This is a genomic window from Ideonella oryzae, assembly GCF_024055665.1.
Taxonomy (GTDB): domain Bacteria; phylum Pseudomonadota; class Gammaproteobacteria; order Burkholderiales; family Burkholderiaceae_C; genus Ideonella; species Ideonella oryzae.
The window spans coordinates 50499-65839 of the sequence record NZ_JAMXMC010000004.1; the positions used below are offsets into that span (position 1 = coordinate 50499).

The following is a 15341-nucleotide window of genomic DNA, read 5'->3' on the forward strand; positions in this document are numbered from 1 at the left end:
TTGCCTCATCAGCTGCCCTTGGCCAACAGCGTCCAGGTCTCCACCACCGAGTCGGGGTTCAGGGAGATCGAGACAATGCCCTCTGCGGTCAGCCACTGAGCGAAGTCAGGGTGATCGCTGGGGCCCTGCCCGCAGATGCCGATGTACTTGCCAGTGGCGCGGCAGGCCGCGATGGCCCGCGAGATCAGGGCCTTCACGGCGGGATCGCGCTCGTCGAAGTCCTCGGCCAGCAGTTCCAGGCCCGAGTCACGGTCCAGGCCCAGGGTCAGCTGGGTCAGGTCGTTCGAGCCGATGGACATGCCATCGAAGTGCTGCAGGAACTGCTCGGCCAGGATGGCGTTGCTGGGCACCTCGCACATCATGATGACGCGCAGACCGTTGTCACCGCGCTTGAGTCCACGGCCGGCCAGCAGACCGATGACACGCTCGGCCTGGCGCACCGTGCGCACGAAGGGCACCATGATCTCGACATTGGTCAGGCCCATGTCGTTGCGCACGCGCTTGAGGGCTTCGCATTCCATGCCGAAGGCGTCTGCGAACTCGCCGCTGATGTAGCGGGAAGCACCGCGGAAACCCAGCATCGGGTTCTCTTCATCCGGCTCGTAGCGCGAGCCGCCGATCAGCTTCTTGTACTCGTTGGACTTGAAGTCCGACAGGCGCACGATCACCGTCTTGGGCCAGAAGGCCGCGGCGATGGTGGCAATGCCCTCGGCCAGCTTGTCCACGTAGAAGGCACGCGGCGAGGCGTGGCCGCGGGCCACCGACTCGACCGCCTTCTTCAGGTCAGGATCGACATTGGGATAGTCGAGGATGGCCTTCGGGTGGATGCCGATGTTGTTGTTGATGATGAACTCCAGGCGGGCCAGGCCGACGCCGGAATTGGGCAGCTGCGCGAAGTTGAAGGCCAGCTGGGGGTTGCCCACGTTCATCATGATCTTGACCGGGCTGTGCGGCATCTCGCCACGGCTCACCTCGGTCACTTCGGTTTCCAGCAGGCCGTCGTAGACGTAGCCGGTATCGCCTTCCGAGCAGGCCACGGTCACCAGCGCACCGTCGGCCAGCTTCTCGGTGGCATCGCCGCAGCCCACCACGGCCGGGATGCCCAGCTCACGCGCGATGATGGCCGCGTGGCAGGTGCGGCCACCGCGGTTGGTCACGATGGCGCTGGCGCGCTTCATCACCGGCTCCCAGTTCGGGTCGGTCATGTCGGTGACCAGCACGTCGCCGGGCTGCACGCGGTCCATCTCGCTGATGGAGCTGACCAGACGCACCGGGCCGGTGCCGATCTTCTGTCCGATGGCGCGGCCTTCGGCCAGCACGGTGCTGTGGCCCTTGAGCTTGTAGCGGTGCTCGACCTGGTTTTCGGCCTGGCTGCGCACAGTCTCCGGGCGGGCCTGCAGGATGTAGAGCTTGCCGTCCACGCCATCCTTGCCCCACTCGATGTCCATCGGGCGGGCATAGTGCTTCTCGATGATCATCGCGTAGCGGGCCAGCTCGGTGACGTCGGCATCGCTGAGCGAGTAGCGGTTGCGCTGTTCCGGCGGGGTGTCTACGGTCTTGACCAGCTTGCCGCTGGCGGCCTTCTCCTCGGGCGAGGCAAAGGTCATCTTGATCAGCTTGGAGCCCAGCGTGCGGCGGATCACCGCCTGCTTGCCGGCCTCCAGGGCGGGCTTGTGCACGTAGAACTCGTCAGGGTTCACGGCACCCTGCACCACCGTCTCGCCCAGGCCATAGCTGGAGGTGACGAAGACCACGTCCTTGAAGCCGGACTCGGTGTCGATGGTGAACATCACGCCAGCCGCGCCCAGGTCGGAACGCACCATGCGCTGAACGCCAGCCGACAAGGCCACCACGTCATGGGCGAAGCCCTTGTGCACGCGGTAGCTGATGGCGCGGTCGTTGTAGAGGGAGGCGAAGACCTCCTTCATCTTGTGCAGCACATCGTCGATGCCATGCACGTTCAGGAAGGTCTCCTGCTGACCCGCGAACGAGGCGTCGGGCAGGTCCTCGGCGGTGGCCGAGGAACGCACGGCCCAGGTTGCGTCGGGCGAGCCCGCAGCCACGCGCTCGTACTCGGCGCGCACCGCAGCCTCGAACTCTGACGGGAACGGGGCATCGGTCACCCACTGGCGGATCTCGGCACCGGCCTCGGCCAAGGCACGCACATCCTCGATGTCCAGGGCCGCCAGACGGGCACTGATCTTCTCGGTCAGGCCACCATGTGCCAGGAAGACCCGGAAGGCATGGGCAGTGGTCGCAAAGCCACCGGGCACGCGCACGCCGGCCTCGGCCAGTTGGCTGATCATCTCGCCGAGGCTGGCGTTCTTGCCGCCGACGGTCTCGACGTCGGTCATCCTCAGATGTTCGAAGGGGACGACCAGGGCGGTGTCCAGTGCGTTGTGGGACATGAAAGCTCCTTGATGACAAAAACCGGTGTCGCACGGGACGCGAGCGGGCCCTCTGGCGCACGCTTCACAGGCATCTGATCGTTGTTATGGCCTGGAAGCTGCGCCGGGAGGACCAGGCTTGTGACGGCTTTCCGTCACACCGCCTGCGCCATCCTGGCGAAGATGACCGAATTCTACGGACGGAATGCCTATCATTGCCCCCGACACTCGACAAAAGGTTTTCTGCATGCCCAATCGCACCGTTTTCTATGTCTCTGATGGCACCGGCATCACCGCAGAAACCTTCGGCCACTCCATCCTGGCCCAGTTCTCGGCCAAGCCGCGGCACGTGCGTCGCCCCTTCATCGACTCCCTGGACAAGGCGCACAAGGTGGTCACCGAGATCAATGCCGTGGCGGCCGCGGAGGGGCGGCGCCCCATCGTGTTCATCACCCTGGCTCGGCTGGACGTGCGGGGCATCCTGACGAGCGACCAGTGCAAGGGCCTGGTGATGGACCTGTTCCAGGCCTTCGTGGAGCCGCTGGAGCGCGAGTTCGGGCTCAAGTCGAACCACCGCGTCGGACGTTTCTCCGATGTGGCCAAGAGCCAGGAGTACAACGACCGCATCGAGGCCATCAACTTCTCGCTGGCCCATGACGATGGCCAGTCCTCGCGCAACCTGGAGGCCGCTGATGTCATCCTGGTCGGTGTGAGCCGCAGCGGCAAGACACCCACCTCGCTGTACCTGGCCATGCAGCACGGCATCAAGGCAGCGAACTACCCGCTCATCCCCGAGGACTTCGAGCGCGGCCACCTGCCCAGTTCGCTGACGCCCTACAAGCACAAGTGCTTCGGGCTGACGATCGACGCCGAGCGATTGGCCCACATCCGCAACGAGCGGCGCCCGGAAAGCAAGTACGCCTCGATCGAGAACTGTCGCTACGAAGTGAAGCAGGCCGAGATGCTGATGAAGCGCAGTGGTATCCACTGGCTCAGCTCGACCCACAAGTCGATCGAGGAGATCGCCGCGACCATCCTGCGCGACGTGCTCTCCGACCCGGCCAGCTGAACTCAGTCCCGCGGCCCGCTCTGCGCCCCGGTGGCGCTGGCGAACAGGCAGATGGCCGCTGCCGCGCCCACGTTGAGGGATTCCTCGCCACCCGGCTGGGGGATGCTCACGGTGTGGGTGCAGCGGTCCATCAGGACCGAGGACACACCCTGCCCTTCGTGACCCAGCACCCAGGCACAGGGCCAGGGCAAGGCGCCCTGCCCCAGGACCAGCCCCGCGTGGGAGCTGGTGGCCAGCAGCGGTACCTCGAGCGCCGCCAGATCGTCCGCCGACAGGGCCTCGACCAGGCTCAGTGCAAAGTGCGCCCCCATGCCCGCACGCAGCACCTTGGGCGACCACAGGGCTGCCGTGCCCTTGAGGGCCAGCACCTGCCGCACGCCAAAGGCGGCGGCACTGCGCAGGATGCTGCCCACATTGCCGGCATCCTGCAGCCGGTCCAGCACCACGGTGAACACGCCCGGCTGGACGACCGGTGCCTGCGGCAGGCTCACCAGGGCGCCGACCGACACCGGCGATTCCAGGCTGCAGAGCCCCCGGAACAGCTCCGCGGACACCAGGGCCGTGCGCCGCGCCTGGGCCGTCCAGGCCTGCCAATCGGCGCGGGCCGTCCAGGCACCCTCGGTCATCACCAGCGCCTCCAGCATCCAGCCGCGGGCCAGCGCCGCGCTCACCAGATGGTCGCCCTCCAGCCAGACCTGCCCGGCCTTGCGGTAGCCACCCGGATCGGCCAGCAGCTTGCGGATGCGCTGCAGCAGCGGGTTGTCGCGCGCACTGATGCGCAGCGCCTCGACCTCCGGCGGAAACGACAGGCTCATGCCCGCTCCTGCAATGCGGCCCGCACCGGACCAAAACTGCGGCGATGCACAGGGCTGGCCCCGTGCGTGCGCAAGGCGGCCAGGTGTTCTGCGGTGGGATAGCCCTTGTGGGTGGCAAAACCGTAGTCGGGCCAGCGGGCATGCATGTCCTCGCAGAGGCGGTCGCGGTGCACCTTGGCCAGGATGGAGGCCGCCGAGATGGCCGGCACCTTCGCATCGCCCTTCACGATGGCCTCGCCCGGCACCTTCAGCACGGGCAGGCGGTTGCCGTCCACCAGCACCTTGGCTGGCGGCAGGCGCAGACCCTCCACCGCCCGGCGCATGGCCAGCATGGTGGCGTGCAGGATGTTGAGCTGGTCGATCTCCTCGACACTGGCCTCGGCGATGCAGCAGCACAGCGCCTTGGCCCGGATCTCGTCGTAGAGCTGATCCCGGCGGCGCGCGCTGAGCTGCTTGGAGTCCCGCAGGCCGGCAATGGGGTGGAGATCGTCGAGGATCACGGCCGCGGCCACCACCGGCCCCGCCAGCGGCCCGCGGCCCGCTTCGTCGACACCGGCCACCAGACCGGTGACATCGAAGTGCAGGCTCATCTGCTCAGGCACCGAGGACTTGCGCGATCGCATCGCTGGCCTTGCGCGCCGTGTCCTGGCGCAGCATGTGATGAAGGTCGGTGAAGCGGGCCTGCAGGCGCTCGCGGCGCGGCGCGTCGTCCAGCCAGGCCAGGCCTTCGCGGGCCAGGGCCTCGGGCGTGGCGGCATGCTGCAGCAACTCCGGCACGGCAAAGTCGCGCAGCAGGATGTTGGGCAGCCCCACCCAGGGCAGGTAGGCCATGTGCCGCATGTACTGCCAGTTCAGCCAGTGCATGCGGTAGGTGATGACCATGGGGCGCTTGAAGAGCGCGGCTTCCAGCGTGGCGGTGCCGCTGGCGATCAGTGTCAGGTCGCAGGCGGCAAGTGCCTCGTGGGAGCGGCCAGCCAGGCACTGCAGGTCCAGGCCCGGCGCATGCTGGGCCACCAGGGCCTCCACCTCGGCCTCCAGCCCCGGCACAACGGGCAGGATGAAGCGCAGGCCGGGCCGCTGCCCGGCCATGCGCAGCGCGGCCTCCAGCAGCACCGGCCCGATGTAGCGCAACTCGCTGCGGCGGCTGCCTGGCAGCAGCGCCACCACGGTGTCGGACGCCGCCAATCCCAGGTCGGCACGGGCCTGGGCCTGAGGCACCTCCAGCGGGATGCGATCGGCCATGGGATGGCCGACGAAGGTCGCCGCCACACCGTGCTCGGCCAGCAGCGCAGGCTCGAACGGGAACAGGCACAGCACATGGTCCGCCGCCGCGGCCAGCTTCTTCACCCGCCCGCCCCGCCAGGCCCAGATGGACGGACAGACGAAATGCACGGTGCGGATGCCTTGGGCCTTGAGCGGCTGCTCCAGGCCGAAATTGAAGTCGGGCGCATCCACCCCGATGAACACGTCCGGCCGCTGGACCAGCAGCCGGTCACGCAGCTGGTTGCGGATGCCCACCAGCTCGCGGTAGTGGCGCAAGGCATCCACATAGCCGAAGACCGACAGCTTGTGGCTGGGCCACCAGACGTCGAAGCCCTCGGCCTGCATGCGGGGGCCGCCAATGCCTGCCGCACTCAGCGCCGGCCAGCGGGACTTCAGGCCGCTGAGCAGCAGGCTGGCCAGCAGGTCACCCGAGGCCTCGCCGGCCACCATGCCCAGGCGCGGCGCCTGCAGAGGGGCGATGGGATGACTCACCTCAGCGCACGATGCCGCGCTCGGCGGCCGCCAGGAAGGACAGCATGCTGTCGATGTCGCCATCGGCCTCGGGCTGTGTGCCCTTGAGCGCCTCAATGCCCTGCTGGGCCTGGGCCAGGGTCAGGCCGCTGCGGTAGAGCAGCTTGTGCATCTGCTTGATCACGGCCTGACGCTCGGCCGAGAAGCCGCGCCGCCGCAGGCCGGTGAGGTTCACGGCGCGCGCGGTCAACGGGTTGCCGTCCACCGTCATGAACGGCGGCACGTCCTGGGCCACATGGCCCTGGAAGCCGATCATCGCGTGTGCCCCGATCTTGACGAACTGGTGCACGCCACTGAGGCCGCCGATGGTGGCCCAGTCTCCGACATGCACGTGCCCGGCCAGGGTGGCATTGTTGGCCAGCACGCAGTGGTCGCCCAGCTGCACATCGTGCGCAATGTGCACGTAGGCCATGACCCAGTTGTCGGACCCCACACGTGTCACACCGCCATCCTGCACCGTGCCGGTGTTGAAGGTGCAGAACTCGCGCACGGTGTTGCGGTTCCCGATCAACAGCTCGGTGTCCTCGCCCGCGTACTTCATGTCCTGCGGCGCTGCGCCGATGGAACTGAACTGGAAGAAGCGGTTGTCGCGCCCGATCGTGGTCCGCCCCTCGATCACGCAGTGCGCGCCGACGGTGGTACCGGCCCCGATGCGAACCCGCGGGCCGATGACGGCGTAAGGCCCGACAGTCACCGAGCCGTCCAGCTCGGCGGCGGGGTCCACCAGCGCTGTGGAATGGATGCTGGCCATGGCCGCGTCCCTCACTCAGGTGATGCTGCGCACCGCGCACATCAGCGAAGCCTCGGCCGCCAGCTCCTCGCCCACCAGGGCACGGGCGCTGTACTTGTAGATGCCAGCCTTGGCACGCTCGATGGTCGCCTCCAGGATCAGTTGGTCACCCGGCTCCACCGGACGCTTGAAGCGCGCGCCATCGATGCCGGCAAAGTACACCACCGTGTCTTCGCCGGGGTACTGATCCACCGAAGCAAAGGACAGCAGCGCCGCCGCCTGGGCCATGGCTTCCAGGATCAGCACGCCCGGCATGACCGGACGGTGCGGGAAATGGCCGGTGAAGAAGGGTTCGTTGATCGTGACGTTCTTGATGGCCCGGACGCGCACGTTCTTTTCCAACTCCAACACCCGGTCCACCAGCAGGAACGGATAGCGATGGGGCAGGCGCTTGAGGATGTCGTGGATGTCCATTGTGCTTGTCATGGTGTGAGCTTCTTCTCGAGCGCGCGCACTCGGCTGCGCAGGGTGTGCAACTGGCGCAGCGTGGCCGCGTTCTTTTCCCAGTTGCTGTTTTCATCGATGGGGAAAAAGCCGGTGTAGTGTCCCGGCTTGGTCAGGGAAGCCATCACCAGGCTGCCGGCGGTGACATGCACGTCGTCGACGATCTGCAGGTGCCCGCTGATCATGGCCGCACCACCGAAGGTGCAACGGGCGCCGATGCGTGCGCTGCCGGCCACGCCCACGCAACCCGCCATGGCCGTGTGGTCGCCAATCTGCACGTTGTGGGCAATCTGGATCAGGTTGTCGAGCTTGACGCCGTTGCCCAGCACAGTGTCATCCAGGGCCCCGCGGTCCACGCAGGTGCAGGCACCGATGTCCACATCGTCGCCAATGCGGACCACGCCCAGCTGCTCGATCTTCTGCCAGCCCTGCGCGGAAGGCGCGAAGCCGAAACCATCTGAGCCGACCACGGCGCCGCTCTGCAGCTTGCCGCGCTGGCCGATGAGGCAGCCCTCGCCAAACAGAGCTCGCGGGGCCAGGACCGTGAAGGCGCCAATGCTCGCATGCGCCCCCACATGACATTGGGCCCCCACCACGGCGCCCTCGCCCACCACCGCACCATCACCGATGAAGGCCAAAGGACCGATCGAGGCACTGGGGTGAATCAGGACGCCTTCGCCGATCACCGCCGACGCATGGACGCCAGCAACGGGTGCCGGACGCACCCGCTTGGCCCACCAGCCGGTGAGGCGTGCGTGGTAGAGGTAAGGGTCGGGGGTGACGATCACCGCCCCCCGCGCTGCGGCCTCGTCGCGCCATTCCGGGCGCACGATCACGCAGGCAGCTTCGGTGGTCTGCAGCAGAGGCTTCAGCTTGGCCTGGGCCAGGAAGCTGATGCTGTGCTCGTCGGCGGCCTCGAGCGAGGCCAAGCGGGTGATGACGCCATCGCCATCACCGATGAGTTCGCCGCCCAGGTCCTGAACGATGTCAGCCAGACGGACCGGAGCGGCCACGCCCGGCAGAGAGTTCATGGAAGGACGGCCTTTCTCACTTGCCGGCGTTCAGCGCGTCGATCACCTTCTTGGTGATGTCGACACGGGGGCCGGCGAACACGACTTCCTGCAGGATCAGGTCGTACTTGTCCTGCTCGAAGATCTGCTTGATGACCTTGCTGGCACGCTCGGTCACTGCAGCGAGTTCCTCGTTCTTGCGCGTGTTGAGGTCTTCCATCAACTCGCGGCGCTTGCGTTCGAAGTCGCGCTGCTGCTCCGACAGATCACGCTGCCGACGGGTGCGCTCGGCTTCGGAGAGGGTCGGGCCTTCCTTGTCGAGCTTGTCCATGTCGGCGCGCAGCTTGGTGCCGGTGTCGTTCAGTTCACCCTCGCGCTTCTTGAATTCGGCCTCCAGCCGGGCCTGGGCGGCCTTGGCGGGCGTTGCCTCGCGCAGCACGCGCTCGGCGTTCACATAGCCGATCTTGAGTTCCTGTGCCGAGGCGCCCACGGCCAGGGACAGGGCCGCGCAGGCCAGCACGGATTTCACGAGCGAAGTCATCATCAGAAAGAAGTTCCGATCTGAAACTGGAAGCGTTGGATTTTATCGCTGCTGAAGGCCCGCAAGGGCACGCCATAGCTCATCTTGAGGGGGCCCACCGGCGATACCCAGCTCAGGCCAAAGCCCGCCGAGGCGCGGAGATCGTCCAGATGCACCTGTTGCGAGGTGCCCCAGACGTTGCCGGTGTCGGCGAAGGCGAAGATGCGCAGGCTCTTGTCGTTGCCGGTGCCAGGCACCGGGAAGTACAACTCGGCGTTGGCATTGAACTTCTTGTTGCCGCCGATGTAGGCGCCGGTCACGTCGGTGGTGCCAAAGGAGTTCTGCTCGAAGACCCGCACCGAACCCAGGCCACCACCGTAGTAGTTCTTGAAGATGGGGTAGGAGCGGCCATCCAGTCCGGTGCCCACACCCAGTTCGGCGTTCAGGCCCAGCGTGAGCTTCGGGAAGTAGGGAACCGCCAGGTACTGCTGGATCTGACCGTTCATCCGGGCATAGCGCACGTCGCCCACCAGACTGAAGTCGATGTTCAGTCGCTGGTAGCGGCCGCGCGTGGGGGCCATCGGGTTGTCGCGCTCTTCGCGCGCCCAACCGATCGTGAACGGCAGATCCCAGCTGTGGGTGCCGAACTCGTCAGCGAACTTGGTGTAGCTCAGCGGCAGGCCCTTGGAGGTGCCGATGATGGTGGCCTCGGCCCCGACCCCGAAGAACACGGTGTCGAATTCGCTGAACGGCACGCCGAAGCGGATGGCCACACCCGGGGTAGCCAGGTCGTAGGAACTACCGCGGCTGTTGTAGGGCTTGGACTGCCGATAGTAGATGTCGATGGCGCGCGACACACCGTCATCGGTGAAATAAGGATCCACCGTGGAGATGGCCAGGGACCGGCTGGACTTGGCGGTGTTCACGCCGAAGGACAGCGAGTTGCCCGAGCCGAAGATGTTCTCCTTGCTGATGGACGCCGACAGCGACAGCCGGTCCGCGCTCGAATAGCCTGCGGAGAGGTTCAGGCTGCCGGTGGGCTTCTCCTTCACGTTCAGCGTCAAGTCCACCTGATCGGGGGCCCCCGGCACCTCGTTGGTGTCGACCGTGACCTCGTCGAAGTAGCCCAGGCGCTCCACCCGGTCACGCGACAGCTTGATGCGGTTGCCGTCGTACCAGGCCGACTCGAACTGGCGGAACTCCCGGCGGATCACCTCGTCCCGCGTGATGGTGTTGCCTGCCAGGTTGATGCGGCGCACGTTGACCCGCACGCCGGGGTTGGCCCGCAGCACCACCACGACCTGGCCGGTCTGGCGGTCGATCTGGGGCTGGGACTCCACCTTGGCAAAGGCATAGCCGTAGGAGGCATACAGGTCGGTGAAGCGGCGCACCGTGCCCGACACGTCGTCGCCGCGGTATGGCTCGCCCGGCTGGATCGACACGCGTGCCTGGAATTCGTCTTCCTTGCCGAGGTAGTTGCCTTCCAGGCGCACACCGGTCACGGTGTAGGGCAGGCCTTCGTCCACGACGATGCCGATGTCGATGTGCTGCTTGTCAGGCGAGATGGTGACCTGGGTGGACTTGACCTGGAACTCCAAGTAGCCGCGGTTCAGGTAATAAGACCGGATCTTCTCGAGATCGGCATTCAGCTTGGTCCGCGCGTAGCGGTCGGTCTTGGTGTACCAGGTCAGCCACCCGGTGGTGGTCAGGTCCATCATGTCCAGCAGCGTGGACTCATCGAAGGCCTGCGCACCCTGGATGTGGATGCTGCGGATCTTGGCGACGTTGCCTTCAACCACGTTGAAGGTCACATCCACCCGGTTGCGCGAGATCGGCGTGGCCGTCGTCACCACCTCGGCACCGTAGTAGCTGCGGGACAGGTACTGGCGCTTGATTTCCTGCTCGGCCCGATCGATCACCGCCTTGTCGTAGGGCTGGCCGTCGCTGATGCCGTTGTCCTTCAGGGCCTTGGCCAGGGTGTCCTTGTCGAACTCCTTGAGCCCACTGAAGTTCACCGAGGCGATGAAGGCGCGCTCCTGCACCACCACCACCACGACCCGGCCCTCGAGCTCGATGCGCACATCCTTGAACAGGCCGGTGGCGAACAGGGCACGCAGGGCCGCGGCGGCCTTGTCGTCGGTGTAACTGTCCCCCACGCGGAATGGCAGGGCGGCAAACACGCTGCCGGGGTCGCTGCGCTGCAGGCCTTCCACGCGGATGTCCGCGATGTCGAAGGGCTCCACCGCATGCACCAGGGGCGCATGGGCGACGGTCAGCAAGGCCACGCAGGCAGGAACCGGCCGAAGCCAGCGCTCAAGGGGGGATGATCGCATCGGAAAGAGTGTCACTACAGGCCCAGCAACCGGGCCACATCGTTGGATAGGGCAATGGACATCATCAGCAGCAGCACGATGGCACCACCGCGCTGCAGCCATGCCTGCCAATGGTCCGGGACCGGGTGGCCGGTCACCCCCTCGAAAACGTAATATATCAGGTGACCACCGTCGAGCATGGGCAGCGGCAGCAGGTTCAGAACGCCCAGGCTCACGCTGATCATGGCGAGAAAAGCCAGGTAGGGAACCAAGCCCATCTGGATCGATTGACCGGCATAGTCGGCGATGGTCAGCGGCCCGCTGAGCTGCTTGAGCGAAGCCTGACCGACCAGCATGCGCCCCAACATGCGCAGGCTGGTCCAAGCGGTGTCCCAGGTCTGTGCGAAGGCTTGCTGCAGGCCTTCCAACGAGCCCAGCCGCACCATCACCATCGCGGGCGCGCGGCCCACGTAGGCATCAATGCGGCCAATGGGGCCGCTGGCGTCACGGTCCTCGACACGCCGGGGCGTCACGGCGATCGACAGCCGCTGCCCCTGGCGTTCCACCAGCCACTGCATCGTGCCAGGCGCATGGGCGCCTGCGCCACGGATCGACTCACGCAGAGACTGCGCATCCGCCACCGGCCGTCCATCCACCGTGAGCACCCGGTCGCCTTCGTGCAGGCCGGCCTGCTCGGCCGGGCCACCGGCCTCCAGGCGCCCCAGCACCGGCTCGCTGAACGCATTGCCGATGCCGATGCGGCGGATCAGCGGCCCGTCCAGCTCGGCGCCCTCCAATTGCCCCACCGGCAGCACCACCACCCGCCGGTGAGCGCCCTGGGCATCGGCCACAGCCAGTTGGATGGACTGCCGATCCAGCACCGCCTGGGCCAGGGCCCTGCGCACATCGTTGAGCGAGCGTGCTGCCTGCCAGTCTCCCTCGCCCACATGGAAGGACTGCACACGGTCCCCGGCCTGAAGACCGGCGCCCTCGGCCAGGCTGCCGGCAGTCGGCGCGGCCAGGACTGGCTCGGCCTCCAGGGTCCCGATCCAGCCCGCCCCGGCATACAGCAGCACGGCCAGCAACAGATTGGCCACCGGTCCCGCCGCGACGATGGCCATTCGACGCCGCAGCGGCTGTCGGTCGAAGGCCTGCGCCGCCTGGTCGGCTGGCACCTCGCCTTCCCGGCTGTCCAGCATGCGAACGTAGCCACCCAAAGGGATCAAGGCGAGCGTGAATTCGACACCATCGCGCGAGACACGCCGCAAGAGCACACGGCCAAACCCCACGGAGAAGCGCAGGACCTTCACACCACACCAGCGGGCCACCTTGTAGTGGCCAAATTCGTGCACGACGATGAGCACCCCCAAGGTCAGCACAAAGGCCAGTGGCGTGATCGGCATGGGTCAGTTCAGGCGGGCAATGATCTCGCGTGCACGAAGGCGGGCCTGCTCATCCAGCGCGAGCAGGGCCTCCACCGGCACATCCAGCGACAGACTCAGGCGAGGCACCTCAAGTTCCAGCGTCCGGGCCACGACTTCGTGAATCTCGGTGAACCGCAGGCGGCGCGCCAGGAACGCCGCCACGGCTTCTTCATTGGCAGCATTGAGCACGGCCGTGCTGCCATGCGGACCTTCCAAAGCCTCCCAGGCCAGAAAGAGGCCAGGAAAACGGGCACGCTCGGGCGCCTCGAAAGTCAGGGATTTGAGGCTCAAAAAATCCAGCGCGGCGGCCCCCGAGGCGATGCGCTCCGGGAAGGACAGACCGTAGGCAATGGGCACGCGCATGTCGGGCGTGCCCAACTGGGCCAACACCGACTGGTCGCGGCAGACCACCATCGAGTGGATGATGCTCTGAGGATGGATGACCACCTTCACCTGGGACGGGGTCAGATCGAACAGCCAACGGGCCTCGATGACCTCCAGCGCCTTGTTCATCATCGTGGCCGAATCCACCGAAATCTTGCGACCCATCACCCAATTCGGGTGGGCACAGGCCTGATCCGGTGTCACCTCTCGCAGACTGGCCGGCTCGGCTTGGCGAAATGGGCCGCCGGAGGCGGTCAGCACGATGTGATCGATGCGTTGCGCCCAGGTCGAGCGGTCTTCGGGCAGGCACTGGAAGATGGCCGAGTGCTCGCTGTCGATGGGCAGCAGTTGCGCCCCTCCATCACGCACCGCGGCGATGAACTGGGCACCGCCCACGACCAGGGCCTCCTTGTTGGCCAGCAGCAGGCGCTTGCCCGCGCGGGCTGCGGCCATGCAGGCCGGCAGGCCGGCGGCACCGACGATGGCGGCCATCACGCTGTCCACCTCGCCGTGGGCCGCCAGGGCCACCAGGGCCTGCGGCCCGGCCAGCACCTCGGTGGGCAGCCCCTCGGCGCGCACCGCAGAGGCCAGCCGCTGCGCAGCATCCATGTCACTCATGGCCGCCCAGCGGGGCCGCCATTGCCGGCATTGGGCCAGGAGTTCGTCCACGCGCGAATGCGCGCTCAGAGCGACCACCTCGAACCGTTCGGGGTGGCGTGCCGCCACATCCAGCGTGTTGGTACCGATCGACCCGGTCGACCCCAGAATGCACAGCCTCTGCCGCGTCGTCATCGTCTTCTCCCTCACAGGCTGGCCAGCGCCATCACGGCTGGCAGCACCGGCAACAGGGCGTCCACCCGGTCCAGCACACCACCGTGTCCCGGCAGCAAGCCACTCGAATCCTTCATGCCCGCCGCCCGTTTGGCCAGCGACTCCAGCAGATCGCCCATGATGCCCAGCGCGACGAGGGCCGCCAGGGCCAGCACGGCGCCCAGCCCCCCCAAGCCGGACCACAGGCGGTCAAACAAGCTTGTCGCAGCGGCATCCACCCAGTGCTCAGCCCCCGCCCAGGCCAGGGCCAACAGGCCCACACCGACCAAGCCGGTCCAGGCCCCCTCCCAGGTCTTGCCCGGACTGATCGTCACGGCCAGCTTGCGCCGCCCCCAGGTCTTGCCACCGAAATAGGCGGCGATGTCCGACATCCAGACCAGGCACAGCGCCGAGAGCAGAAAGTTGAGCCCCAGCCCGCGGGCGTTGCAGAAAGCCAGCCAGGCGGCCGGCAGCACCAGCACCCCGATGAACCAGCGTGCACCGCGGGGCAGATGAGGCCAGGCCTGCGGGCCGCTGCGCAGGCCCAGGGCGCCGCCCACCACCCAACAGACCGTGGCCGCCCACCAGACCCAGGCGGGCGCCTGGACGGACCAGCCGGCCCAGGCGCCCAGGGCACACAAGGCCACCACCACCGCCCCCGTGCCCCAGGTGCGCCAACCTGAGAAACCGTTCAGGCGGGCCCATTCCCAGCCCCCAGCCCCGATGAGCACCAAGGTCAGCAAGGCGAAGGGCCAAGGCGAACTGGCCAGCAGCGCAGGCAGAAGCAGCGCCAGCAGGACCAGCGCGGTGATGACTCGTTGGATCAGCATGGAGACCCGATCAGGCCGACTGCTCGGGCGCCTGCGCCTGCTTGACACCGCCGAAGCGCCGATCCCGGCGGGCGAAATCGGCAAAGGCCTTGTCCAGCTCGGCTTCGTCGAAGTCCGGCCAGAGGCAGTCAGTGAAATACAACTCGGCGTAGGCCAGTTGCCAGAGCAGGAAATTGCTCACCCGCACCTCGCCACCCGTGCGGATGAACAGATCCGGATCCGGCGCATAGGCCAAGGCCATGTGACGAGACAGCGCTTCCTCGGTCAGCGCCTCGGGCGAGACACCTTCGGCCAGCGCGCGCTGGCAGGCCTGGACGATGTCCCAGCGGCCGCCGTAATTGAAGGCCACCGTCACATGCAGACCGGTGTTGTTGCGGGTCTGTTCCTCGGCCTCATTCCAAGCATGACGCACCCGCTCGGACACCTTGCTGCGGTCTCCAGCCACATGGATGCGTACGCCACGTGAGGCCAGCTTGGCCAGGTACTTCGAGATCCCGACCAGGACCAGATTCATCAGGCCGGAAACCTCGTCCTCGGGACGCTTCCAGTTCTCCGAGGAGAAGGCGTAGACCGTCAGGTATTCGACCCCGCGCTTCTGGCAATGGTCGATCACCCGCACCACGGTCTCCATGCCGTATTTGTGGCCGAAGATGCGAGGCATGAAGCGCTTGCGCGCCCAGCGCCCGTTGCCATCCATCACGATAGCCACGTGGCGCGGAATGCTGCCCTCAGGCGGAACCGAGGAGGTCATC

The 15341-nt window shown here is 66.9% G+C and carries 14 protein-coding genes; 1 reads left to right on the forward strand and 13 read right to left on the reverse strand.

The genetic code is table 11. The features are described from left to right. Positions 1-8: 8 nt before the first annotated feature. Positions 9-2408, reverse strand: coding sequence for a phosphoenolpyruvate synthase (gene ppsA / locus M0L44_RS07095; RefSeq protein WP_252768956.1), 2400 nt, complete (start codon positions 2406-2408; stop codon positions 9-11). A 226-nt stretch (positions 2409-2634) separates the two neighbouring features. Here ppsA and ppsR point away from each other — a divergent pair, with 226 nt between their 5' ends. After that, complete coding sequence (ppsR, locus tag M0L44_RS07100; RefSeq protein ID WP_252768957.1) at positions 2635-3456, forward strand: posphoenolpyruvate synthetase regulatory kinase/phosphorylase PpsR; 822 nt, start codon at positions 2635-2637, stop codon at positions 3454-3456. Between the two features lie 2 nt (positions 3457-3458). Here ppsR and M0L44_RS07105 read toward each other — a convergent pair whose 3' ends face one another. From M0L44_RS07105 to uppS, 12 genes are read right to left on the reverse strand one after another with little or no spacing between them, the layout of a single operon-like run. Continuing rightward, positions 3459-4271 (reverse strand): TrmH family RNA methyltransferase, encoded by an 813-nt coding sequence (locus M0L44_RS07105; RefSeq protein WP_252768958.1) that lies wholly within the window; start codon positions 4269-4271, stop codon positions 3459-3461. Continuing rightward, positions 4268-4894, reverse strand: coding sequence for a ribonuclease HII (gene rnhB / locus M0L44_RS07110; protein WP_252768959.1), 627 nt, complete (start codon positions 4892-4894; stop codon positions 4268-4270). Before rnhB ends, M0L44_RS07105 begins: the two co-directional genes overlap by 4 nt. Next, entirely contained in the window at positions 4866-5984 is a 1119-nt protein-coding gene (gene lpxB, locus M0L44_RS07115; protein WP_252769285.1) for a lipid-A-disaccharide synthase, read from the reverse strand. The genes rnhB and lpxB overlap by 29 nt, the downstream gene beginning before the upstream one ends. 43 nt (positions 5985-6027) lie before the next feature. After that, positions 6028-6816, reverse strand: a complete 789-nt coding sequence (lpxA, locus tag M0L44_RS07120) for an acyl-ACP--UDP-N-acetylglucosamine O-acyltransferase (protein WP_252768960.1) — start codon at positions 6814-6816, stop codon at positions 6028-6030. A gap of 15 nt (positions 6817-6831) precedes the next feature. Beyond that, positions 6832-7281: a 3-hydroxyacyl-ACP dehydratase FabZ gene (fabZ, locus tag M0L44_RS07125; RefSeq protein ID WP_252768961.1), complete on the reverse strand. Its 450-nt coding sequence runs from the start codon at positions 7279-7281 to the stop codon at positions 6832-6834. Further along, on the reverse strand, positions 7278-8330 hold the full coding sequence (gene lpxD / locus M0L44_RS07130) for a UDP-3-O-(3-hydroxymyristoyl)glucosamine N-acyltransferase (protein ID WP_252768962.1): 1053 nt from the start codon (positions 8328-8330) through the stop codon (positions 7278-7280). Before lpxD ends, fabZ begins: the two co-directional genes overlap by 4 nt. A 16-nt stretch (positions 8331-8346) precedes the next feature. Beyond that, complete coding sequence (locus M0L44_RS07135; protein ID WP_252768963.1) at positions 8347-8853, reverse strand: OmpH/Skp family outer membrane protein; 507 nt, start codon at positions 8851-8853, stop codon at positions 8347-8349. Beyond that, positions 8853-11162: an outer membrane protein assembly factor BamA gene (gene bamA, locus M0L44_RS07140; RefSeq protein ID WP_252768964.1), complete on the reverse strand. Its 2310-nt coding sequence runs from the start codon at positions 11160-11162 to the stop codon at positions 8853-8855. Before bamA ends, M0L44_RS07135 begins: the two co-directional genes overlap by 1 nt. A 14-nt stretch (positions 11163-11176) precedes the next feature. Further along, the gene (rseP, locus tag M0L44_RS07145) at positions 11177-12544 is read right to left on the reverse strand and encodes an RIP metalloprotease RseP (protein ID WP_252768965.1); all 1368 of its coding nucleotides are present in this window, start codon (positions 12542-12544) and stop codon (positions 11177-11179) included. A 3-nt stretch (positions 12545-12547) separates the two neighbouring features. Next, positions 12548-13741 carry a 1-deoxy-D-xylulose-5-phosphate reductoisomerase gene (locus tag M0L44_RS07150; RefSeq protein WP_252768966.1) on the reverse strand — a complete coding sequence of 398 codons (1194 nt, stop codon included), beginning with the start codon at positions 13739-13741 and terminating at the stop codon, positions 12548-12550. Positions 13742-13752: 11 nt separating this feature from the next. Continuing rightward, positions 13753-14589: a phosphatidate cytidylyltransferase gene (locus M0L44_RS07155; RefSeq protein ID WP_252768967.1), complete on the reverse strand. Its 837-nt coding sequence runs from the start codon at positions 14587-14589 to the stop codon at positions 13753-13755. A 10-nt stretch (positions 14590-14599) separates the two neighbouring features. Then, positions 14600-15340, reverse strand: coding sequence for an undecaprenyl pyrophosphate synthase (uppS, locus tag M0L44_RS07160; RefSeq protein ID WP_252768968.1), 741 nt, complete (start codon positions 15338-15340; stop codon positions 14600-14602). Position 15341 lies beyond the last annotated feature (1 nt).

Excerpts from the sequence above, each read along its gene's own strand:
- ppsA (WP_252768956.1), bottom strand. The coding sequence starts at position 2,408 with ATGTCCCACAACGCACTGGACACCGCCCTGGTCGTCCCCTTCGAACAT.
- ppsR (WP_252768957.1), top strand. The coding sequence starts at position 2,635 with ATGCCCAATCGCACCGTTTTCTATGTCTCTGATGGCACCGGCATCACC.
- M0L44_RS07105 (WP_252768958.1), bottom strand. The coding sequence starts at position 4,271 with ATGAGCCTGTCGTTTCCGCCGGAGGTCGAGGCGCTGCGCATCAGTGCG.
- rnhB (WP_252768959.1), bottom strand. The coding sequence starts at position 4,894 with ATGCGATCGCGCAAGTCCTCGGTGCCTGAGCAGATGAGCCTGCACTTC.
- lpxB (WP_252769285.1), bottom strand. The coding sequence starts at position 5,984 with ATGGTGGCCGGCGAGGCCTCGGGTGACCTGCTGGCCAGCCTGCTGCTC.
- lpxA (WP_252768960.1), bottom strand. The coding sequence starts at position 6,816 with ATGGCCAGCATCCATTCCACAGCGCTGGTGGACCCCGCCGCCGAGCTG.
- fabZ (WP_252768961.1), bottom strand. The coding sequence starts at position 7,281 with ATGACAAGCACAATGGACATCCACGACATCCTCAAGCGCCTGCCCCAT.
- lpxD (WP_252768962.1), bottom strand. The coding sequence starts at position 8,330 with ATGAACTCTCTGCCGGGCGTGGCCGCTCCGGTCCGTCTGGCTGACATC.
- M0L44_RS07135 (WP_252768963.1), bottom strand. The coding sequence starts at position 8,853 with ATGATGACTTCGCTCGTGAAATCCGTGCTGGCCTGCGCGGCCCTGTCC.
- bamA (WP_252768964.1), bottom strand. The coding sequence starts at position 11,162 with ATGCGATCATCCCCCCTTGAGCGCTGGCTTCGGCCGGTTCCTGCCTGC.
- rseP (WP_252768965.1), bottom strand. The coding sequence starts at position 12,544 with ATGCCGATCACGCCACTGGCCTTTGTGCTGACCTTGGGGGTGCTCATC.
- M0L44_RS07150 (WP_252768966.1), bottom strand. The coding sequence starts at position 13,741 with ATGACGACGCGGCAGAGGCTGTGCATTCTGGGGTCGACCGGGTCGATC.
- M0L44_RS07155 (WP_252768967.1), bottom strand. The coding sequence starts at position 14,589 with ATGCTGATCCAACGAGTCATCACCGCGCTGGTCCTGCTGGCGCTGCTT.
- uppS (WP_252768968.1), bottom strand. The coding sequence starts at position 15,340 with ATGACCTCCTCGGTTCCGCCTGAGGGCAGCATTCCGCGCCACGTGGCT.